This window comes from Chryseobacterium elymi (genome assembly GCF_003385495.1).
GTDB lineage: Bacteria > Bacteroidota > Bacteroidia > Flavobacteriales > Weeksellaceae > Chryseobacterium > Chryseobacterium elymi.
The window spans coordinates 22,406-39,093 of sequence record NZ_QNUH01000027.1 but is presented as its reverse complement, the minus strand read 5'-3'; the positions used below and the strand labels follow the sequence as shown (position 1 = coordinate 39,093).

The 16,688-nt window shown below is 37.9% G+C and carries 18 protein-coding genes; 11 read left to right on the top strand and 7 right to left on the bottom strand.

Annotated features, from left to right (window positions below; genetic code table 11):
* Both DRF60_RS19420 and DRF60_RS19415 read right to left on the bottom strand, forming a co-directional pair.
* The coding region (locus DRF60_RS19420; protein ID WP_185144607.1) for a site-2 protease family protein at positions 1–270 on the bottom strand (270 nt) is incomplete at its 3' end.
* Positions 271–372: 102 nt separating this feature from the next.
* The gene (locus DRF60_RS19415; RefSeq protein ID WP_116014679.1) at positions 373–813 is read right to left on the bottom strand and encodes a DUF6646 family protein; all 441 of its coding nucleotides are present in this window, start codon (positions 811–813) and stop codon (positions 373–375) included.
* Positions 814–917: 104 nt separating this feature from the next.
* Here DRF60_RS19415 and DRF60_RS19410 point away from each other — a divergent pair, with 104 nt between their 5' ends.
* Positions 918–1,670 (top strand): nitrilase-related carbon-nitrogen hydrolase, encoded by a 753-nt coding sequence (locus DRF60_RS19410; protein WP_116014676.1) that lies wholly within the window; start codon positions 918–920, stop codon positions 1,668–1,670.
* A 52-nt stretch (positions 1,671–1,722) separates the two neighbouring features.
* Here the strand turns inward: DRF60_RS19410 and DRF60_RS19405 are convergent, their stop codons facing one another.
* The 5 genes from DRF60_RS19405 to DRF60_RS19385 form a co-directional block, all read right to left on the bottom strand.
* Positions 1,723–2,022, bottom strand: a complete 300-nt coding sequence (locus DRF60_RS19405) for a thioredoxin family protein (RefSeq protein WP_116014674.1) — start codon at positions 2,020–2,022, stop codon at positions 1,723–1,725.
* Between the two features lie 63 nt (positions 2,023–2,085).
* Positions 2,086–2,463 (bottom strand): rhodanese-like domain-containing protein, encoded by a 378-nt coding sequence (locus tag DRF60_RS19400; protein ID WP_116014671.1) that lies wholly within the window; start codon positions 2,461–2,463, stop codon positions 2,086–2,088.
* A 1-nt stretch (position 2,464) separates the two neighbouring features.
* Positions 2,465–3,874 (bottom strand): MBL fold metallo-hydrolase, encoded by a 1,410-nt coding sequence (locus DRF60_RS19395; protein ID WP_116014669.1) that lies wholly within the window; start codon positions 3,872–3,874, stop codon positions 2,465–2,467.
* A gap of 114 nt (positions 3,875–3,988) precedes the next feature.
* Positions 3,989–4,423 carry a hypothetical protein gene (locus tag DRF60_RS19390; RefSeq protein WP_123902708.1) on the bottom strand — a complete coding sequence of 145 codons (435 nt, stop codon included), beginning with the start codon at positions 4,421–4,423 and terminating at the stop codon, positions 3,989–3,991.
* Positions 4,383–4,730: a hypothetical protein gene (locus DRF60_RS19385; protein ID WP_116014664.1), complete on the bottom strand. Its 348-nt coding sequence runs from the start codon at positions 4,728–4,730 to the stop codon at positions 4,383–4,385. Before DRF60_RS19385 ends, DRF60_RS19390 begins: the two co-directional genes overlap by 41 nt.
* 136 nt (positions 4,731–4,866) lie before the next feature.
* On the opposite strand from DRF60_RS19385, the gene DRF60_RS19380 reads away from it, so the two are divergent.
* From DRF60_RS19380 to DRF60_RS19335, 10 genes are all read left to right on the top strand, one after another.
* Positions 4,867–6,393: a helicase HerA-like domain-containing protein gene (locus DRF60_RS19380; RefSeq protein ID WP_116014661.1), complete on the top strand. Its 1,527-nt coding sequence runs from the start codon at positions 4,867–4,869 to the stop codon at positions 6,391–6,393.
* 182 nt (positions 6,394–6,575) lie between these two features.
* Positions 6,576–7,799 (top strand): 3'-5' exonuclease, encoded by a 1,224-nt coding sequence (locus DRF60_RS19375; RefSeq protein WP_116014658.1) that lies wholly within the window; start codon positions 6,576–6,578, stop codon positions 7,797–7,799.
* 258 nt (positions 7,800–8,057) lie between these two features.
* Positions 8,058–9,257: a diaminopimelate decarboxylase gene (lysA, locus tag DRF60_RS19370; protein ID WP_185144606.1), complete on the top strand. Its 1,200-nt coding sequence runs from the start codon at positions 8,058–8,060 to the stop codon at positions 9,255–9,257.
* Between the two features lie 262 nt (positions 9,258–9,519).
* The gene (locus DRF60_RS19365; protein WP_116014652.1) at positions 9,520–11,253 is read left to right on the top strand and encodes a thiamine pyrophosphate-dependent enzyme; all 1,734 of its coding nucleotides are present in this window, start codon (positions 9,520–9,522) and stop codon (positions 11,251–11,253) included.
* Between the two features lie 86 nt (positions 11,254–11,339).
* Positions 11,340–11,825: a hypothetical protein gene (locus DRF60_RS19360; protein ID WP_238640248.1), complete on the top strand. Its 486-nt coding sequence runs from the start codon at positions 11,340–11,342 to the stop codon at positions 11,823–11,825.
* 323 nt (positions 11,826–12,148) lie between these two features.
* Complete coding sequence (locus DRF60_RS19355) at positions 12,149–12,460, top strand: energy transducer TonB (protein WP_116014649.1); 312 nt, start codon at positions 12,149–12,151, stop codon at positions 12,458–12,460.
* 119 nt (positions 12,461–12,579) lie between these two features.
* Positions 12,580–14,016 carry a tRNA (N6-isopentenyl adenosine(37)-C2)-methylthiotransferase MiaB gene (miaB, locus tag DRF60_RS19350; protein WP_116014646.1) on the top strand — a complete coding sequence of 479 codons (1,437 nt, stop codon included), beginning with the start codon at positions 12,580–12,582 and terminating at the stop codon, positions 14,014–14,016.
* Positions 14,017–14,027: 11 nt separating this feature from the next.
* On the top strand, positions 14,028–14,540 hold the full coding sequence (locus tag DRF60_RS19345; protein ID WP_123902707.1) for a hypothetical protein: 513 nt from the start codon (positions 14,028–14,030) through the stop codon (positions 14,538–14,540).
* Positions 14,512–15,309: a tetratricopeptide repeat protein gene (locus DRF60_RS19340; protein ID WP_116014641.1), complete on the top strand. Its 798-nt coding sequence runs from the start codon at positions 14,512–14,514 to the stop codon at positions 15,307–15,309. Before DRF60_RS19345 ends, DRF60_RS19340 begins: the two co-directional genes overlap by 29 nt.
* 30 nt (positions 15,310–15,339) lie before the next feature.
* Positions 15,340–16,626 (top strand): sigma-54 interaction domain-containing protein, encoded by a 1,287-nt coding sequence (locus DRF60_RS19335; RefSeq protein WP_116014638.1) that lies wholly within the window; start codon positions 15,340–15,342, stop codon positions 16,624–16,626.
* The last annotated feature ends 62 nt before the right edge of the window (positions 16,627–16,688 follow it).

Here is a 16,688-nt window from a genome sequence, read left to right as displayed (position 1 = left end):
AAGTTTTGATATATCGATAGGAACTTCTGTCTCTTTCCCGTCTACTACGATAGTTTCTGTGTCCGGAAGGTTTTTCGAAAGAAATTTATACTGCCATTTTCCGTTGATCTTCTTCATTGAAAAGATAGAAAACCATGGATCGAAAAACAGGAAGAATTTCTCAGCTCTGGTCTTAAACCATTTTGCCGGTAAAAAGTGTCCAAGCTCATGAAGAACCACTAAAATAGAAATACTTAGTATGAACTGGAAAATCTTGATTGCTAATTCCATTAATAAATTTTAGATTTTAATTTGCAAAGGTAACAATTATCAAAACTATGCCAAATAAAAAGCCCCTCTAAATGAGAAGCTTTGTCATATATTTAAAGAATCTTACAGATTAAAAGAAACACCTATGCTGCCGTTGTTACCTACTTCTGCAAAAACGCCCACTTTCTCCGTGAAAAAGTAACGGGCTCCAATATGTGCTCCAATTCCAAAATCTTTACCAAGTACACCAACATCAACCCCCGGATAAATGTCCCATTTTGCAGGTAAATCAAGTGCTTCATTAAGATGGAAATTCAATCTTCCGAAAACAAAAACACGGTTGTCTTTATCATGGTCTTTATAATCTCCGAAATAAGCATTAAGTCCAGCTCCAACAGATATCAGCTTGTTCAGTCCATAATCATAAGTTCCCGTAACTCCTGTTCCGTATCCCCAGGCACTCAGTCCCAGCTGAATCTTTTGGTCACCTTTACCGGTGTACGCCTGTGCGTTGGCTGCCGTTCCGAAAAAAGCAATCATCAACACAAATAACAATTTCTTCATAAACTTTACTTTTTATAAAATGATAATAATGAAATATCCTCATCAAAAATAGAACCGAAATCATTGAAAAATCGTATTTTTATTGAAGTTATTTAACAAAGTGTATGAGAATTGCAGGACTTAATTTGGATATTGTCTGGAAAAATAAAGACAAAAATTTTCAATTGATCGAAGATCAGTTTAAAGATGTGGAAGCTGATATTTTCCTGCTTCCGGAAATGTTCTCTACCGGTTTCTGTATGGATGCTGCTGAAGTTTCAGACAGAAATGAAGAATCCCTCGAGTTCCTGAAAAAAATCTCAAAAGAAAAAAATGCCGCCGTTTGCGGAAGCGCTCCGGTAGAACAAGGCGGGAAGTTTTATAACAGAATGTATTTCGTTCAGCCTGGCTTAGAAACTGTTTTCTATGATAAAAGACACCTGTTTTCTTTTTCGGGAGAAGATAAAGTGTATTCTCCCGGAGATAAAAGGGTTATTGTAAATTATAAAGGATTCCGAATCTTACTGCAGGTGTGTTATGACCTTCGTTTTCCGGTTTTTGCAAGAAATAATGATGATTACGATGCTATTTTGTATGTGGCCAACTGGCCTGAAAAAAGAGTAGGAGCCTGGGAGCATCTGTTAAAAGCCAGAGCAATAGAAAATCTGTCTTTTGTATTTGGTTTAAACAGAATCGGGAGCGATGGGAATGGTCTTTTTTATCAGGAAAGTTCACATTGCTTTTTTGCAGATGGAACAGAAATTTCACAAAAGAATGGAAATATTGTGGCCGCAGAGTGGAATATGGATGAATTAAAAGACTTCAGACAGCACTTCCAGTTTCTGAATGACAGAGACCAATTTTCAATTGAATTATAGATTCAGGTTGAGGCTAAGGTTAGGATTGAATCTCAGCCTTAGCCTCACCTGATTAAGCATATTGTTTAAGCAGCTCAGTGAGTGTATTCACATCATGTACACCGCTCTCTTTCCATAAAAGCTCACCATTTTTAAAGACAGCCAAGGTAGGAACTCCACGTACACCATATTGTGCAGCAATAGCCGGATATTGGTCCACATCTACTTTGATAATTCTGGCACCATCGCCAATATTTTCCTTTACGGTATTCAATACGGATGACTGTACTTTGCACGGCTGGCACCATGTGGCAAAAAAGTCAATAAGTACCGGCCTTTCCGAATTAATGATTTCTTGAAACTTTTGTGACATAGTTTTGGTTTTTTATTTAAACCATTAAGATTCAAAAAAATAAATCTTAATGATATAGTATTTTTATTTTCCGAATTTTTTCTCGTTCTGAATTCCTTTCACATTTTGCAGGCTGGTGCCGTCATAAGCTTCCACTCCATTTTTCTTTAAGATTTCCATAGCCTGATCAGCCTGAATTCCTTTATTACAGAAGACCACAACTTTCTGGCCTTTAAGCGAATCAATATTGTTGTGTATTTCAGCCAGTGGAATATTGACGGCCCCTTTTGCGGTTCCTGCCTGATATTGTTCAGGAATTCTTACATCGACTAAAGTGACATCTGAACTGTTGACCATTTCTCTGATGTCAACCTTTTGGGCGAGGCTGTTACTTTTTGTTGTACAGGCTGTTAACGTTAAAATAATAGCAACGAAGTATCCTGCAACCTTTCCTTTTATCATGTTACAATGTTTTTGATTGGCACACAAAATCTGTTGTAGGCAATTTTTCTATCTTTTTGATGCCGTTGAAGCCACCTTCTATTTCAGTAAAATTCCTGATTCCGTGTGAGTTAAGTATGCTTGCTGCAATCATGCTTCTGTACCCCCCGGCACAGTGAAGGAAGAAATGTTCAGAGTCGTCAATGGTTTTTACCCAGTCACTGATCGTGTCTAGTGGCTTGTTAAATGCATTGTCAACATGTTCAGCGGAATACTCGCTTAATTTTCTTACGTCAATAACTTTAGTGTTTTCAGTGAACTGTTCTGCAAATTCAGCAGGAGAGATCCTTTTAATCTCATCCGTTTCTTTACCAGCATCTTTCCAGGTATTGAAACTCCCGCCCAGGTACCCCAAAACATTATCAAAACCTACCCTGCTTAATCTTGTGATTACTTCTTCTTCAGTACCTTCATCACTTACAAGCAGAATTGGGTGTTTTACATCTACGATCATATTTCCTACCCAAGGGGCAAAATCTCCCTTAAGGCCAATGTTGATAGAATTCGGAATAAATCCCTTATGGAATTCCGCCGGGCTTCTTGTATCTAAAATCAATGCTCCGCTTTCTTCCGCCAATGCTTCGAAATCTTCTACAGCAACAGGATTCAGGCCTTTGTTCATTACAACATCCATGCTTTCATAGCCACCTTTATTCATAGCGACATTCATTCCGAAGTATTTCGGAGGAGCAGTAAGACCGTCAAGAACTTCTCTGATAAAGGATTCTTTGTCCGGTTGATTAAGCGCGTAATTGGTCTTTTTCTGATTTCCCAAAATATCTACGGTTTCCTTCTGCATATTCTTTCCACATGCTGAACCAGCTCCGTGTGCGGGATATACTGTAATGCTGTCGTCAAGTGGTAAAATTTTGGCATGAAGGCTGTCATACAGGATTCCTGCAAGATCTTCCTGAGTAAGATTAGTCGCTTTTTGCGCGAGGTCGGGCCTTCCAACATCACCTAAAAACAGAGTGTCACCAGTAAAAATAGCAGTTTCAGTACCGTTTTCGTCAATTAAAAGATAGGTTGTGCTCTCCATGGTATGTCCCGGAGTATGCAGTACTTTTATTTTTATTTTTCCGATCTCAAAAATCTGGTTGTCTTCAGCAATGATAGCCTCAAATTCAGGTTGAGCAGTAGGTCCATATACAATAGGAGCTCCTGTTTTTTTACTTAGATCCAAATGTCCTGAAACAAAATCAGCGTGGAAATGGGTCTCGAAAATATATTTTAAGGTAACATTGTCTTTGTCAAGGCGATCCAGATAAGGTTTAACCTCTCTTAGCGGATCAATAATCACAGCTTCATTTTCTGATACAATATAGTATGCTCCCTGGGCAAGGCATCCGGTGTATATTTGTTCAACTTTCATCTTATTTATAAACAATTTTGTTGTTGATATTAATCTACAAAAATCGGGTTTTATTTTTAAAACGGGTCATTATAGGGAAACTATAATGATAGAATTAATCTATATACACTTTATTTATTCTAATTTATAAAATATTTTGTATAAAATCTGATTGGTATCTTCTGAAATATTTTTGTCTATCTTGAACTGGATATAATCGTCTTTTCTGGCTGCACCTTGTTCATAATTAATCAATCTGTTATACTTTTCGTAAATGTGATCTTTAATTTTTCCGTTGTCTGCTATTCTGATCATTTCATCAAAATACTTTTTAGTATCCCGGTCCATCGCCCAATCTTTTTCATGGGTTTTATAAAATTCTATCATTTTTTCAATGGCAAATGTCTCAGATTCAATATTCATATCACAGAAGCCTGTGAGCAGTTCTTTCTTTTCTAAATGAGTACCCAGCCATTCAATTTTTGCTTGTGCGGCTGCAATCGTAGAATTAATCATCATAGAATCTCTTTTAACAACGGGAGATAGAACGATGTCGGGTGTTCTGCTCATTTCTTAATAGCTGATTATCAATTTCTTTTTTAGGATAAATGTATATAGTAAGTGTTGTTTTATTTTTTTTCGTTTTTTGTTGAACATATCCTACTGCCAAATGATTGTTTTTAAGATCATAAGAGTAGATCGCTTCCCGCTGAAATCCGGACCATAATTCCGGGAATATAGCGGAAGTAGATTCATGGGTATAGTCTCCTTTTACTGCTAGCTTGACGGGCTGCGTCCTTTGTTGGGAGAAAACAGTTACGAATACAAGAGAAAAAATAATCAGTAAATTTTTCTTGAACATAATGGAATGCTGCATATTAAATGAGTTGTACTTGCTTATACCAAATTAAGTATTATTTGTACAAGTTAAGACTAAATTTAATCATGTAATATGACTTTAATGACCGAATATTTTATAAAAAATTTTATATTTATCAGTTAAAAAAGATCAGATGGCAGATAAAACACAATTTATTGAAGAACTAAATGCAAGATATACTCCGAAAGGAGAACACATTATATTGGGAAAAGGGATGTTGGACGGAGAAGTAGTACCGGAAGTTAACGTTACAATTCCTTTGAAAACCATCAACCGCCATGGTCTTATTGCAGGAGCAACAGGAACAGGTAAAACAAAAACGCTCCAGGTGTTTGCGGAACAGCTTTCCCATGCGGGAATCCCCTCTCTGGTTTTAGATATTAAAGGGGATTTTTCAGGAATAGCTGAAGCCGGTCAAATGAATCCCATCATTGAAGAAAGGTATGCTAAAACACAACTTCCTTATAATCCACAAGCTTTTCCGGTAGAATTGATGAGTATTTCCGGTGGCAAAGGAGTGAAGCTGAGAGCAACCGTGACAGAGTTCGGGCCGGTTTTATTAAGCAAGATCCTTGAACTGAATGATACCCAGCAGAGTATAATGTCTATTGTTTTCAAATATTGTGATGATAAAGGTCTTCCATTAATTGATTTAAATGATTTAAAGAAAGTTCTGCAGTACGTAACGGATAATGCGCAAGGAAAAGCTGAACTGGCGGCTAACTACGGATCCATCGCTTCGGCTTCTTTAGGGGCTATCCTCAGATCTATCGTTGCACTGGAGCAGCAGGGCGCTTCTGATTTCTTTGGCGAATTAAGCTTTGATGTTCATGATCTTCTTGAAACCAGAGATGGAAAAGGAGTGGTGAATATTTTAAGGGTGGCGGAAATTCAGAATAAGCCACAATTGTTTTCCACGTTTATGCTTTCACTTTTTGCCGAAATTTATATGACTTTTCCTGAAGAGGGTGACAGCGGAAAACCTAAACTTGTCCTTTTCATAGACGAGGCTCACCTGATCTTTGATGAATCTTCAAAAGCGTTGCTTTCACAGATTGAAACGATGGTCAAGCTGATCCGTTCCAAAGGAGTGGGTATTTATTTTATCACACAGATTCCGGGCGATGTTCCTGAAAATGTTTTGTCTCAGCTGGGATTAAAGATTCAGCACGCTTTGAGAGGATTTACAGCGAAAGATAAAAAAGAAATCACGAAAGCCGTTGAAAATTACCCTACAACAGAATTTTATAATGCATCAAACCTGATTCAGAATCTTGGGATTGGTGAGGCTTTTGTAACGGCTTTGGATGAAAAAGGAATCCCGACACCTCTTGTTCATACCTATTTGATTTCTCCGGAATCAAGAATGGATATTCTGAATGATGCTGAAATTTCAGAACTTACAGGAAATTCCTCTTTAGTCGCTAAATATGAACAGCTCCTTGACAAAGAGTCGGCTTATGAAATACTGACCAACAGAATGGAGCAGGCAGCTCAAACCCCGGCACAGGCCCAGAAGACAAAACCTGTGAAAGAGGAGCCGGGAATGTTTGAACAGGTGCTTCAGAGTAAGGCCGGAAGAACATTTACCAGCACCTTGATGCGTGAAGGCGCAAAAGCCATCCTGGGAATGTTTGGTCTTGGCGGAAGAAAGAGATAGTAATTTTAAAATAAATTATATAAAACTGATCTGCTACGAAAAGAGGTTCAGCTTTTTATGGTGTTTACAAGCAGTATCAATGAGCCGTTTACTCTTTTTGATATATTTTTTGTTATTTTAGCAGGATTACCTTTACTGGTGAATATAAATTTTAAAAAAAACAGCAGTATAACTACAATTCAATGTATTCGATTATAGATATAGAAAGTAATGGTGCAGGTTATAGACATGAATGCATTATAGATATAGCCATCTACAGGTATGATGGTCAGAAAATTACTGACCAGTTTATATCTCTTGTCAATCCCGAAAGTGATATTACCCCTTTTGTGCAAAAATTGACAAATATTACCCCAAAAATGGTGAAAACAGCTCCGAAATTCCATGAAATAGCTAAAAGAATTATTGAGATTACTGAAAATACAACCTTAGTAGGCCATAATATAGATTTTGATTACAGAATGTTGCGCCAGTCTTTCAAAAGACTAGGCTATGACTTTCAGACCAGTACTTTAGACACTATTCCTTTGGCGAAAAAAATGATTCCGGATGAAGTAAGTTACTCATTGGGTAAGCTGGTGAAATCATTGGGAATTCCGTTGACTAATCATCACAGGGCTGAAGGTGATGCAAGGGCAACACTGGAACTGTTCAAACTTTTAATATCAAAAGATACTGAAAATGAGATCATCCAGAAACAGCATGACGAGACTAATGCAAAAACGTATATCAACAAGATTAAAGTTCTGACCCAAGATCTTCCTAATGAAAAAGGTTTTGTCTATTTCCAGAACATAGCCGGAAAAATCATTCTATCAGATTACGTTCAGGATATTAATAAGTTTTCAAAAAAAGTTTTCAATTCCAAGTCTAAAAAGTGGGAACAGATTCAGAAAGATGTTGAACAGATCAATTATGAGCTTACAGGAACAGATGTTATTGCAAAGCTGATCCTTAATTCCAAAAACATCAAAAAAAGAGAAGTCTGTCCTTTTGGCCTTTACTTTAGAAATAATAAGTACATTGTTGAGAAAAATAAGCTGAATAAAACAGAAAAGCCCATCCTGAAATTCAGATCATTTACCCAGGGAACAAAGGCCGTTCAGTTTATTGGCTTGCAGGAAGAATTTAATGATGTCAATATTTTCCTAAAAAAAATAGATTTCAGAAAAAGAAATGAACTTTGGCTGGGTCAGGGAAGAAAATTAGGTGAGAAACTGTTTCTGATCATTGAAAACGGAAAAGTAATTTCGTATGGCTTTTACGAACTGTTTACTCAGATACAAACACTCAGCAAGCTTTCAAAACTGAAAATTGACCTTTCTTTGTCATCTGCAGATCTCCATAATGATCTTCAGCTTGCCCTGCTCCGTGGTGATTTTGAGACGTTGCCATTACCTAAATGATAGAGAAACCCATATTTACGGTTTTTAATCAGGGAAAAATGCATTTCAAATGAATTTTCCTAAAATAAAAAATAAATAGTACTTTTGCAAAAAATAAAAAGAAGCAATGCAAAATTTTAAACAAATTAAAACTGGAAAAAAGGGAGCTGTAAAGTTCTCTAAGGTTTGGAATATTTAAAGGAGTTGTCTTGCATAAAAATAATTAATGTGGCAGGCTCTTTTTGGAAGAATCTGCCTTTTTTATGTTAAAATCAAATTATGAATTCAAAAGATTTGCTACAGATTGCCAATGAATATGGCACGCCGGTGTATGTTTACGACGCTGAATCTATTAAAACCCAATATGAGAAACTTACATCTTCTTTTTTAAAACACACGAAGTTTTTTTATGCTGCTAAAGCGTTGACCAACATCAACATCTTAAAGTATGTCAAGAATCTGGGTGCATCTTTGGATTGTGTATCAATAAATGAAGTAAAACTTGGCCTTAAGGCGGGATTCCCTAAAGAAAAGATACTTTTCACGCCAAACTGTGTAGACCTTGCTGAAATTGAAGACGCGATGAAGCTGGGCGTTCATATTAATATTGATAATATCTCTATTCTTGAGCAGTTCGGGAATAAATTTGGAAACTCTTATCCGATCCTTGTAAGAATCAACCCGCATATTTTTGCAGGAGGAAACTATAAAATTTCAACAGGACATATCGACAGCAAGTTCGGAATCTCTATTCACCAGGTTCGCCATATAGAAAGAGTGATGAAAAGCACCAATCTTAATGTAGAAGGTCTTCACATGCATACAGGAAGTGAGATCAAAGATCCGGATGTTTTTCTGCAGGCGTTGGACATTATGCTGGAGCTTTCCGAGCATTTCCCAAATCTTAAATATCTGGATATGGGAAGCGGTTTCAAAATTCCTTATCAGGATAGCGAAGAAGAAACAGACGTGAAAACCTTAGGTAAAAAAGTAGAAAAAGTATTGTCCGAGTTCACAAAATCTACAGGAAGAAAGTTCGAATTATGGTTTGAGCCCGGGAAATTCTTAGTAGGAAAAAGCGGATATCTTTTGGTAAAAGCTAATGTGATCAAGCAAACGACGGCTACTGTATTTGTAGGGGTAAATTCAGGATTTAATCACCTGATCCGTCCGATGTTCTATGATTCTTACCACAAGATCGAAAACCTTTCAAATCCAAAAGGAGCGGAAAGAATCTATACGGTAGTAGGAAACATCTGTGAAACCGATACTTTTGCGTGGGACAGAAAGCTGAATGAAGTAAGAGAAGGTGATATTCTTGTTTTCCATAATGCCGGAGCGTACGGTTTTGAAATGAGTTCAAACTTTAATTCAAGACTAAAACCTGCTGAGGTGCTGTTTTTAGACGGAAAAGCACACCTTATCCGTAAAAGAGACGAGTTTGAAGACCTGTTGAGAAATCAGATAGAAGTAATTTAAAATCAAATATAAATTTATAGAAGCTCTGCAGATTACTGCAGAGTTTTTTGTTTGAATGAACCGGAAAAAATTCATTCTTGTTAGTGTTTTAAAGCTTTTCACTGTAATCAAAAGAGCTTTAATGTGTTGAAATTTTAATACTTTTTAGGAATAGAAATTATAATTTATTAGCTAAATTTGAGAGAGGTAAGAATTTTAAATACTTCCCATTCACGATCCTTTCGGGATTCCTTAATTAAAATAAACACCAAAAATACTAATTATGGCTAAAAACATAGCAGAGCAGATTGTTGAAATGCTCGAAAATGCCAATGTGAAAAGAATTTATGCAGTAACCGGCGACAGCCTTAACCATCTTAATATTGCCGTTAAAAAAAGCAGTATTGAATGGGTTCATGTAAGGCATGAAGAAGTAGGGGCGTATGCAGCTGCGGCGGAAGCAGAGCTTGATGGGTTTGCAGTGTGTGCAGGAAGCTGCGGTCCGGGACACGTTCATCTTATCAACGGGGTCTATGAAGCACATAAGTCCCACGTTCCAATGCTTGTTATCGCTTCCACGATTCCAAGCGATGAAATGGGAATGGATTATTTTCAGGAAACCAATACCATAAAACTATTTGATGACTGCAGCTATTATAACCAGATGATCACTAGACCCGAGCAGGTGCAGAGAACTTTACAGACGGCAATTCAACATGCCATTTCCAAAAAAGGAGTGGCAGTAATCGGGCTTCCGGGAGATGTGTCGGAACTTGAAGCCGAGGAGGGATCTACCTCTGCCCAGATATTCAGGACGAATCCTATAATACGGCCTTCCGATGAAGAATTAAAACATCTGGCTGCTTTGGTTAATGAAAGCAAAAAAGTAACCCTCTATTGCGGAATTGGAGCAGAAAAAGCTCGTGCTGAGGTAATAGAGCTGTCAAAGTTTCTAAAAGCTCCGGTAGGCTATTCCTTCCGCGGAAAAATGGCCATTCAGCCTAATAATCCTAATGAAGTGGGTCTTACAGGACTATTGGGATTTCCATCGGCTTATCATGCAATGCACGAAGCTGATCTTGTGATTCTTCTGGGGACTGATTTCCCGTACCAAAAATTTATGCCTGTAAAAAATAAAATTGTCCAGATTGATGAAAGTCCTGAAAGATTAGGAAGAAGAGCAAAACTGGAATTAGGTCTGGCGGGAGATGTGAAAGAAACCATTAAAGCTTTGTTGCCTTTGTTGCAGGAAAAAACAGATACTCATTTCCTTAATGAACAGTTGGCATTTTATGAAAAGGTAAAAGAAGTACAGCTGACTTACGTCAAAGACTTTGGAAAAGAAAACGCTATTCAGCCTGAATATGTTGCACATACTTTGGACCGGTTGGCTAAAAAAGATGCCATTTTCACGGTAGACACGGGCATGTGTTGCGTATGGGGAGCCCGGTTTATTACCGGAACAGGCGAAAGAAAAATGCTGGGTTCTTTCAACCACGGATCGATGGCGAATGCTATGCCGATGGCTATAGGAGCCTCTTTGGCTCACCCGGACAGAGAAGTAATTGCTATGTGCGGAGACGGTGGAATTTCAATGCTGTTGGGAGATATGGCAACTATTTTTCAGTATAAGCTACCGGTAAAACTGATCGTTTTCAATAATAGGACCCTTGGAATGGTAAAACTGGAAATGGAAGTAGGAGGAATGCCGGATAATGAAACCGATATGATTAATCCGGATTTCGCAATGGTAGCCCAAGCCATGGGATATCCCGGAAAGAATGTTCATAAACCCGAAGAAGTAGAAGACGCCATTAAAGAATGCCTGGCCTATAACGGACCTTATCTTCTTAACATCTTTACAAATCCCAATGCACTCGCTCTTCCCCCGAAGATAGACCTGGATCAGGTCTTTGGAATGACAAAATCTATGGCTCAGCTGATGCTTGGCGGTAAAATGGAAGAAGTTCTGGAAACGGTAAAAACCAACTACAAACACATTAAAGGACTGCTGTAATTCCTTCTTCCAGCCATAATATCAATTTTCTCAGGTTAAATAATTAAATTTGCTATCATAAATCAATAACTTATGATTATGGTTCTATGAAAGCTTTTACATTATTTATAGCACTCCTTATGGGAAACTTCGCATGGGCACAGCAGGATGTGGAGGACAGAGATGATAATCCGATCGCAGAACTCAATAAAAACCTGTTGAAAATTGACATTAAGGAACCTCTTTTACAGGTTGCTGTAAAAAACTGTACAGATTTTAAACCCGCAGCGTTTGAAGGTGGAGTAGCCGTTTATAAGAAAACCCTGCAAAAATTTATGTATGATTATCTGAATTCAGATTTTTATGTGCTGAACGGAGATTTTACATTTACCCTTACCGTTGATCAGACCGGAAAAGTGACCCATATTGAAGGAACTCCTAAAGTAGCCAACAGCACTTATTTTTTTGATGATATGAAATATGTGGTAAGGCGCATCAAAAAGAACTGGATTCCCGCTTCGTGTAACGGTCAGTCTGTTGCTTCACAGATCAAAATAAAAATGCATTTCTCGTCAATCGCTACAGATTTATAAACTACTCAGATGAAAAAATACCTTTTATCGCTTATGTTGATGCCCAAAGCTACGCCATCAATGATAAAATAACTTTTTTAATCAATATTTCACCGGAAGGTAAAATGAACAAGCTTGACGTTGTCCCGAAGATTAAAAACAGTTAAATGTTGTATGCTATGAAAAAGATCAAAGGAAAATGGACACCGGCCATGTATGATGATACTCCTGTTGATTCTAAAATCATCATCAAAGTTAATTTCAGTACCAATGCATATGACCATGATTAGAATGCTGTTTGCATTATTGGTTAATTTTCCCTGAAGTTATCAGGACAGGAAGCTGTGCAAAATTCTTCGAAAGAGGCTATGCCTGGTGGAATGGGCAGTTTCAGAGCAGAAGTGGCTAAACAAATCGATCTCAGTGGTTTCGTCTGGACGCAGCCCTTTAAGCTCGTAGTAAATTTCTCCGTGAGCAAAGAAGGAAAAATGGAAAATATAAAGCTGCTGGAATCTTCCGGAAATGCTGAATTTGACCAAAGGATCATAGACGGAATCAAAAGGATGAGAAAGAAAAAATGGACACCTGCAAAGAGATATGGAGAGCCGGTTGAATCTTTTTATACCCTTCCGTTAAACTTTAATCCTCCGAAATAATCCCCTGCCATTCTGTCACAATATTTTGTATCTTTGCAGACTAATTTGTTTGGGATTTAAAATTCATCACGATGCTTTGAAATTTAAATGCTGGGCATTGAACTTTTAAAACGATTATTGTGCAGGAAAAATATATAGACGAAACAAAACAGGGAGAGGCTTTTGCTATTGCTGAAAGACCTGAGAATTCTAAAAAGCTCTTTTTAGAAAGCTATGGCTGTCAGATGAACTTTTCTGATTCTGAAATTGTTGCATCTATTCTTAATGAGCAGGGGTACAATACAACCCTGAAAGTAGAAGAAGCAGACCTTATCCTTTTAAATACATGCTCCATTCGTGAAAAAGCGGAGCAAACCGTAAGAATGCGCCTTTCACAGTTCAAAAACCTCAAGAAAGAAAAACCCAATATGACAGTGGGTGTTTTGGGATGCATGGCAGAAAGATTAAAAACCAAATTTTTGGAAGAAGAGCAGCTGGTAGACCTTGTGGTAGGCCCTGATGCCTACAGAGATCTTCCCAATCTTCTGAAAGAAACAGAGGACGGAAGAGATGCAATCAACGTAATCCTTTCAAAAGAAGAGACCTATGCAGACATCAATCCGGTCCGTTTAGGCGGAAATGGGGTTACAGCTTTTGTAACCATCACCAGAGGTTGCGATAATATGTGTACCTTCTGTGTAGTTCCCTTTACCAGAGGAAGAGAAAGAAGCCGCGATCCGCACTCTATAATCAAAGAATGTCAAGACCTTCTAAACAATGGATACAAAGAAATAACCCTTTTAGGGCAAAATGTAGACTCATACTTATGGTACGGAGGAGGTCCCAAAAAAGATTTTGTTAAAGCTTCCGAAATGCAGAAAGCTACGGCTGTTAATTTTGCGCAGCTGCTCGATTTAGTTGCTAAAGCCGTTCCTGAAATGAGAATCCGGTTCTCCACTTCAAATCCTCAGGACATGAGCCTTGAAGTGTTCAGAATGATTGCAAAACATGATAATATCTGTAAATATGTTCACCTTCCTGTGCAGAGCGGCAGTAACAACATGCTTTTGGCGATGAACAGGCAGCATACCCGTGAAGAATATTTAGATTTAATTAAAAAAGCAAAAGAAATAGTTCCTGATATTGCTTTTTCACAGGACATGATCATCGGTTTCTGTAATGAAACAGAACAGGATCACCAGGATACCTTAAGCCTGATGAAAGAAGTGGAGTATGACTACGGGTATATGTTTGCTTATTCCGAAAGACCGGGAACGCCTGCCCATAAAAAAATGGAAGATAATATCCCTGCTGATATAAAGCAAAAGCGTCTGGCTGAGGTTATTGCGCTTCAGGGAGAGCTATCCAGAAAAAGAATGGAGTCTTATGTGGGAAGGCATCACAAAGTTCTGATCGAAGGAATCTCCAGAAAGAATAAAAACCAGTGGAAAGGAAGAAATTCACAGAATGCAGTCTGTGTTTTCGATATGCTTGAAGGACAGAAAATTGGTGACATTGTGGACGTTTTTGTCTATGATAACACGCAGGGCACGCTTTTAGGAAGAACTGCTGAGTAATTTTAAAGCCTTTGATACGAACAGTTTATTTTCTTACATTATTTTCTTTTGGGCTGATGTCTTGTCAGACCGAGAAAAGCATAAGTAAATATCCTGTAACGGTAGGAGACATTGAATTTGATGAAAAGCTGGATGATCCCGCTTTTAAAAAATGTACTCCCGAAAAATTGATCAGTCTTCAATACTATCAGGGAACAAAGGGGTTTAACTATAAAGGAGAGAAATTGGCCATTATAGAAAAACTGCAAAATGAAAAAATATCTTCCGAAACTAAGATGAACGGTTATATTACCGTAAGATTTTTAGTAAATTGTGAAGGAAAAACAGGACTGTTCAGAGTTCAGCAGATGAATGCAGATCTGAAAGAAATAGTTCCGGATAAAGAACTGGCAGACAAGCTGCTGCGGTTTACGAAATCGCTGGACGGATGGATGCCAAAAGAGATAAAAGGTTTTAAAGCAGGCTATTATCAGTATTTAACCTATAAAATTGAAAATGGAAAAGTTTCAGAGGTATTACCTTAGCTTTTTGTTGCTTATCGTTTACACCAATACTATTGCGCAGGTCAACTGTAATGCAGTAGAGGGTGAGAATTGCAAAAAAGCCTGTGAGTTATACAACTGGGCTTCAGACAGGCAGGGAAGCAGGGAATCCCAGGAGGCTTTTGACAAAGCAATTGGTCTTTGTCCCGAGTTCTCCAATTCCTATATGGAAAAAGCCGTTCCATATCTTAAAAACGGAGATTTTGTAACCTGGAAAATACTCATTGATAAAGCTGTTGCCGCTAATCCTAAAATGCACTTAGGATACAGAGGGTGGTGCAAATTTCAGTTTTTGCGGGATTATAAAGGGGCAATCCAGGATTTAGAAGAATTAAAAAAATACTATCCTGATGATCTGGGAAGATCTTTAAACGGAGACTATCATTTAGAGGTGGTGAAAGCCATGTCTTATAGTGCTTTAGGACAGAAAGAAAAGGCTGCAGAAATTATTGAAAAGGCTCTGGCGTCAAAAGGATATTTCAAGGGAATGTATGACCATTACCAGCTGGGAGTAACCTATTTCGAGCTGGGCAGATATGACAAAGCCTTAGATAATTTTGAAAAACAAAGCAAGGAAAACAACTTTGCAGAGAATATATACTTTAAAAGTAAAGTTTCTAAAATAAGGAACAAAGATTATTTAGATTTAAAAAAGTTAGCATTAATGACTTATGATGAAGGAAAAACTATGAAAGATGTCTACACTCATCACTTCAACAAAATCTACAGAAAACAGATAGAGGAACTGTAGATTATTAAATCAATAATCAAAAATTTACTTATGAGCAACGACTTACAAAACATAAAAAACCGCTTTGGAATTATCGGGAATTTTCCCGCACTGAACCGCGCTTTAGAAAAAGCAATCCAGGTTGCGCCTACGGATATTTCCGTCTTGGTCATTGGAGAAAGTGGTGTCGGGAAAGAGTTTATCCCGAAGATCATTCATTCAGAATCCAAAAGAAAACATCAACCTTATATTGTCGTCAATTGTGGTGCAATTCCGGAAGGAACTATTGATTCTGAGCTGTTTGGACATGAAAAAGGAGCATTTACCGGAGCTACAGCAACCAGAAAAGGTTATTTTGAGGTGGCAGATGGCGGAACCATCTTCCTTGATGAGGTAGGAGAACTTCCCTTGCAGACTCAGGTTCGTCTTTTGAGGGTGCTGGAAAGCGGTGAATTCATGAAAGTGGGTTCTTCACAGGTTCAGAAGACCAATGTGAGGATTGTGGCAGCAACCAACGTTAACATGATGAAGGCCATTCACGACGGAAGATTTCGAGAGGACTTATTTTATCGTCTGAATACCGTACAGATCGACATGCCGCCTCTCCGGGAGAGAAAAGGGGATATTCACTTACTGTTCAGAAAATTCTCTATAGATTTTGCAGAAAAGTACAGAATGCCGGAACTGGAACTGGAGCCAAGTGCCATTCATTATATTGAAAATTATAGTTTTCCGGGAAATATCCGACAGCTGAGAAATCTGGTAGAGCAGATGACCGTGGTGGAAAGAAACAGACAGGTAGCAGTAGAGAAACTTGCTGAATATATTCCTATGGAAACCCACCTTCCGATGGTGGTAAATAATCAGAATGCCCAAAAGCAGAATGATTTCGGAAGTGAAAGAGAGATCATGTATAAAATTCTCTTTGACATGAGGAGCGATATCAATGATTTAAAATCACTGACTTCGGAACTGATCAAAAACAGGGGGACAGCTGACCTGAGCAATCAGGAGAAAAATCTGATCAACAGGATCTATTCTGCAGAGCAAACTCAGCCTGTAGCACAGAATTCACTGTTATACTTTGAAGACAAATCACCGGTAGTACAGTCTGCACCAACTATTATTTCAAATGCAGATGAAAGCTATGAAGATATTGAAGATATAGAAGTAGAAGAAAACAGACCGGAATCTCTGTCGCTACAGAATAATGAAAAAGACCTTATTATAAAAGCATTAGAGAAGCATAAAGGACGCAGGAACAGGGCCGCAGACGAACTTGGAATTTCACAGAGAACTTTATATAGAAAAATAAAACAATATAACTTAGAAGACTAAAAAAGGGAATGAAAAATCTGGCATTACATAGTTTCATAGGAATTATTTACCAGCTTATACGC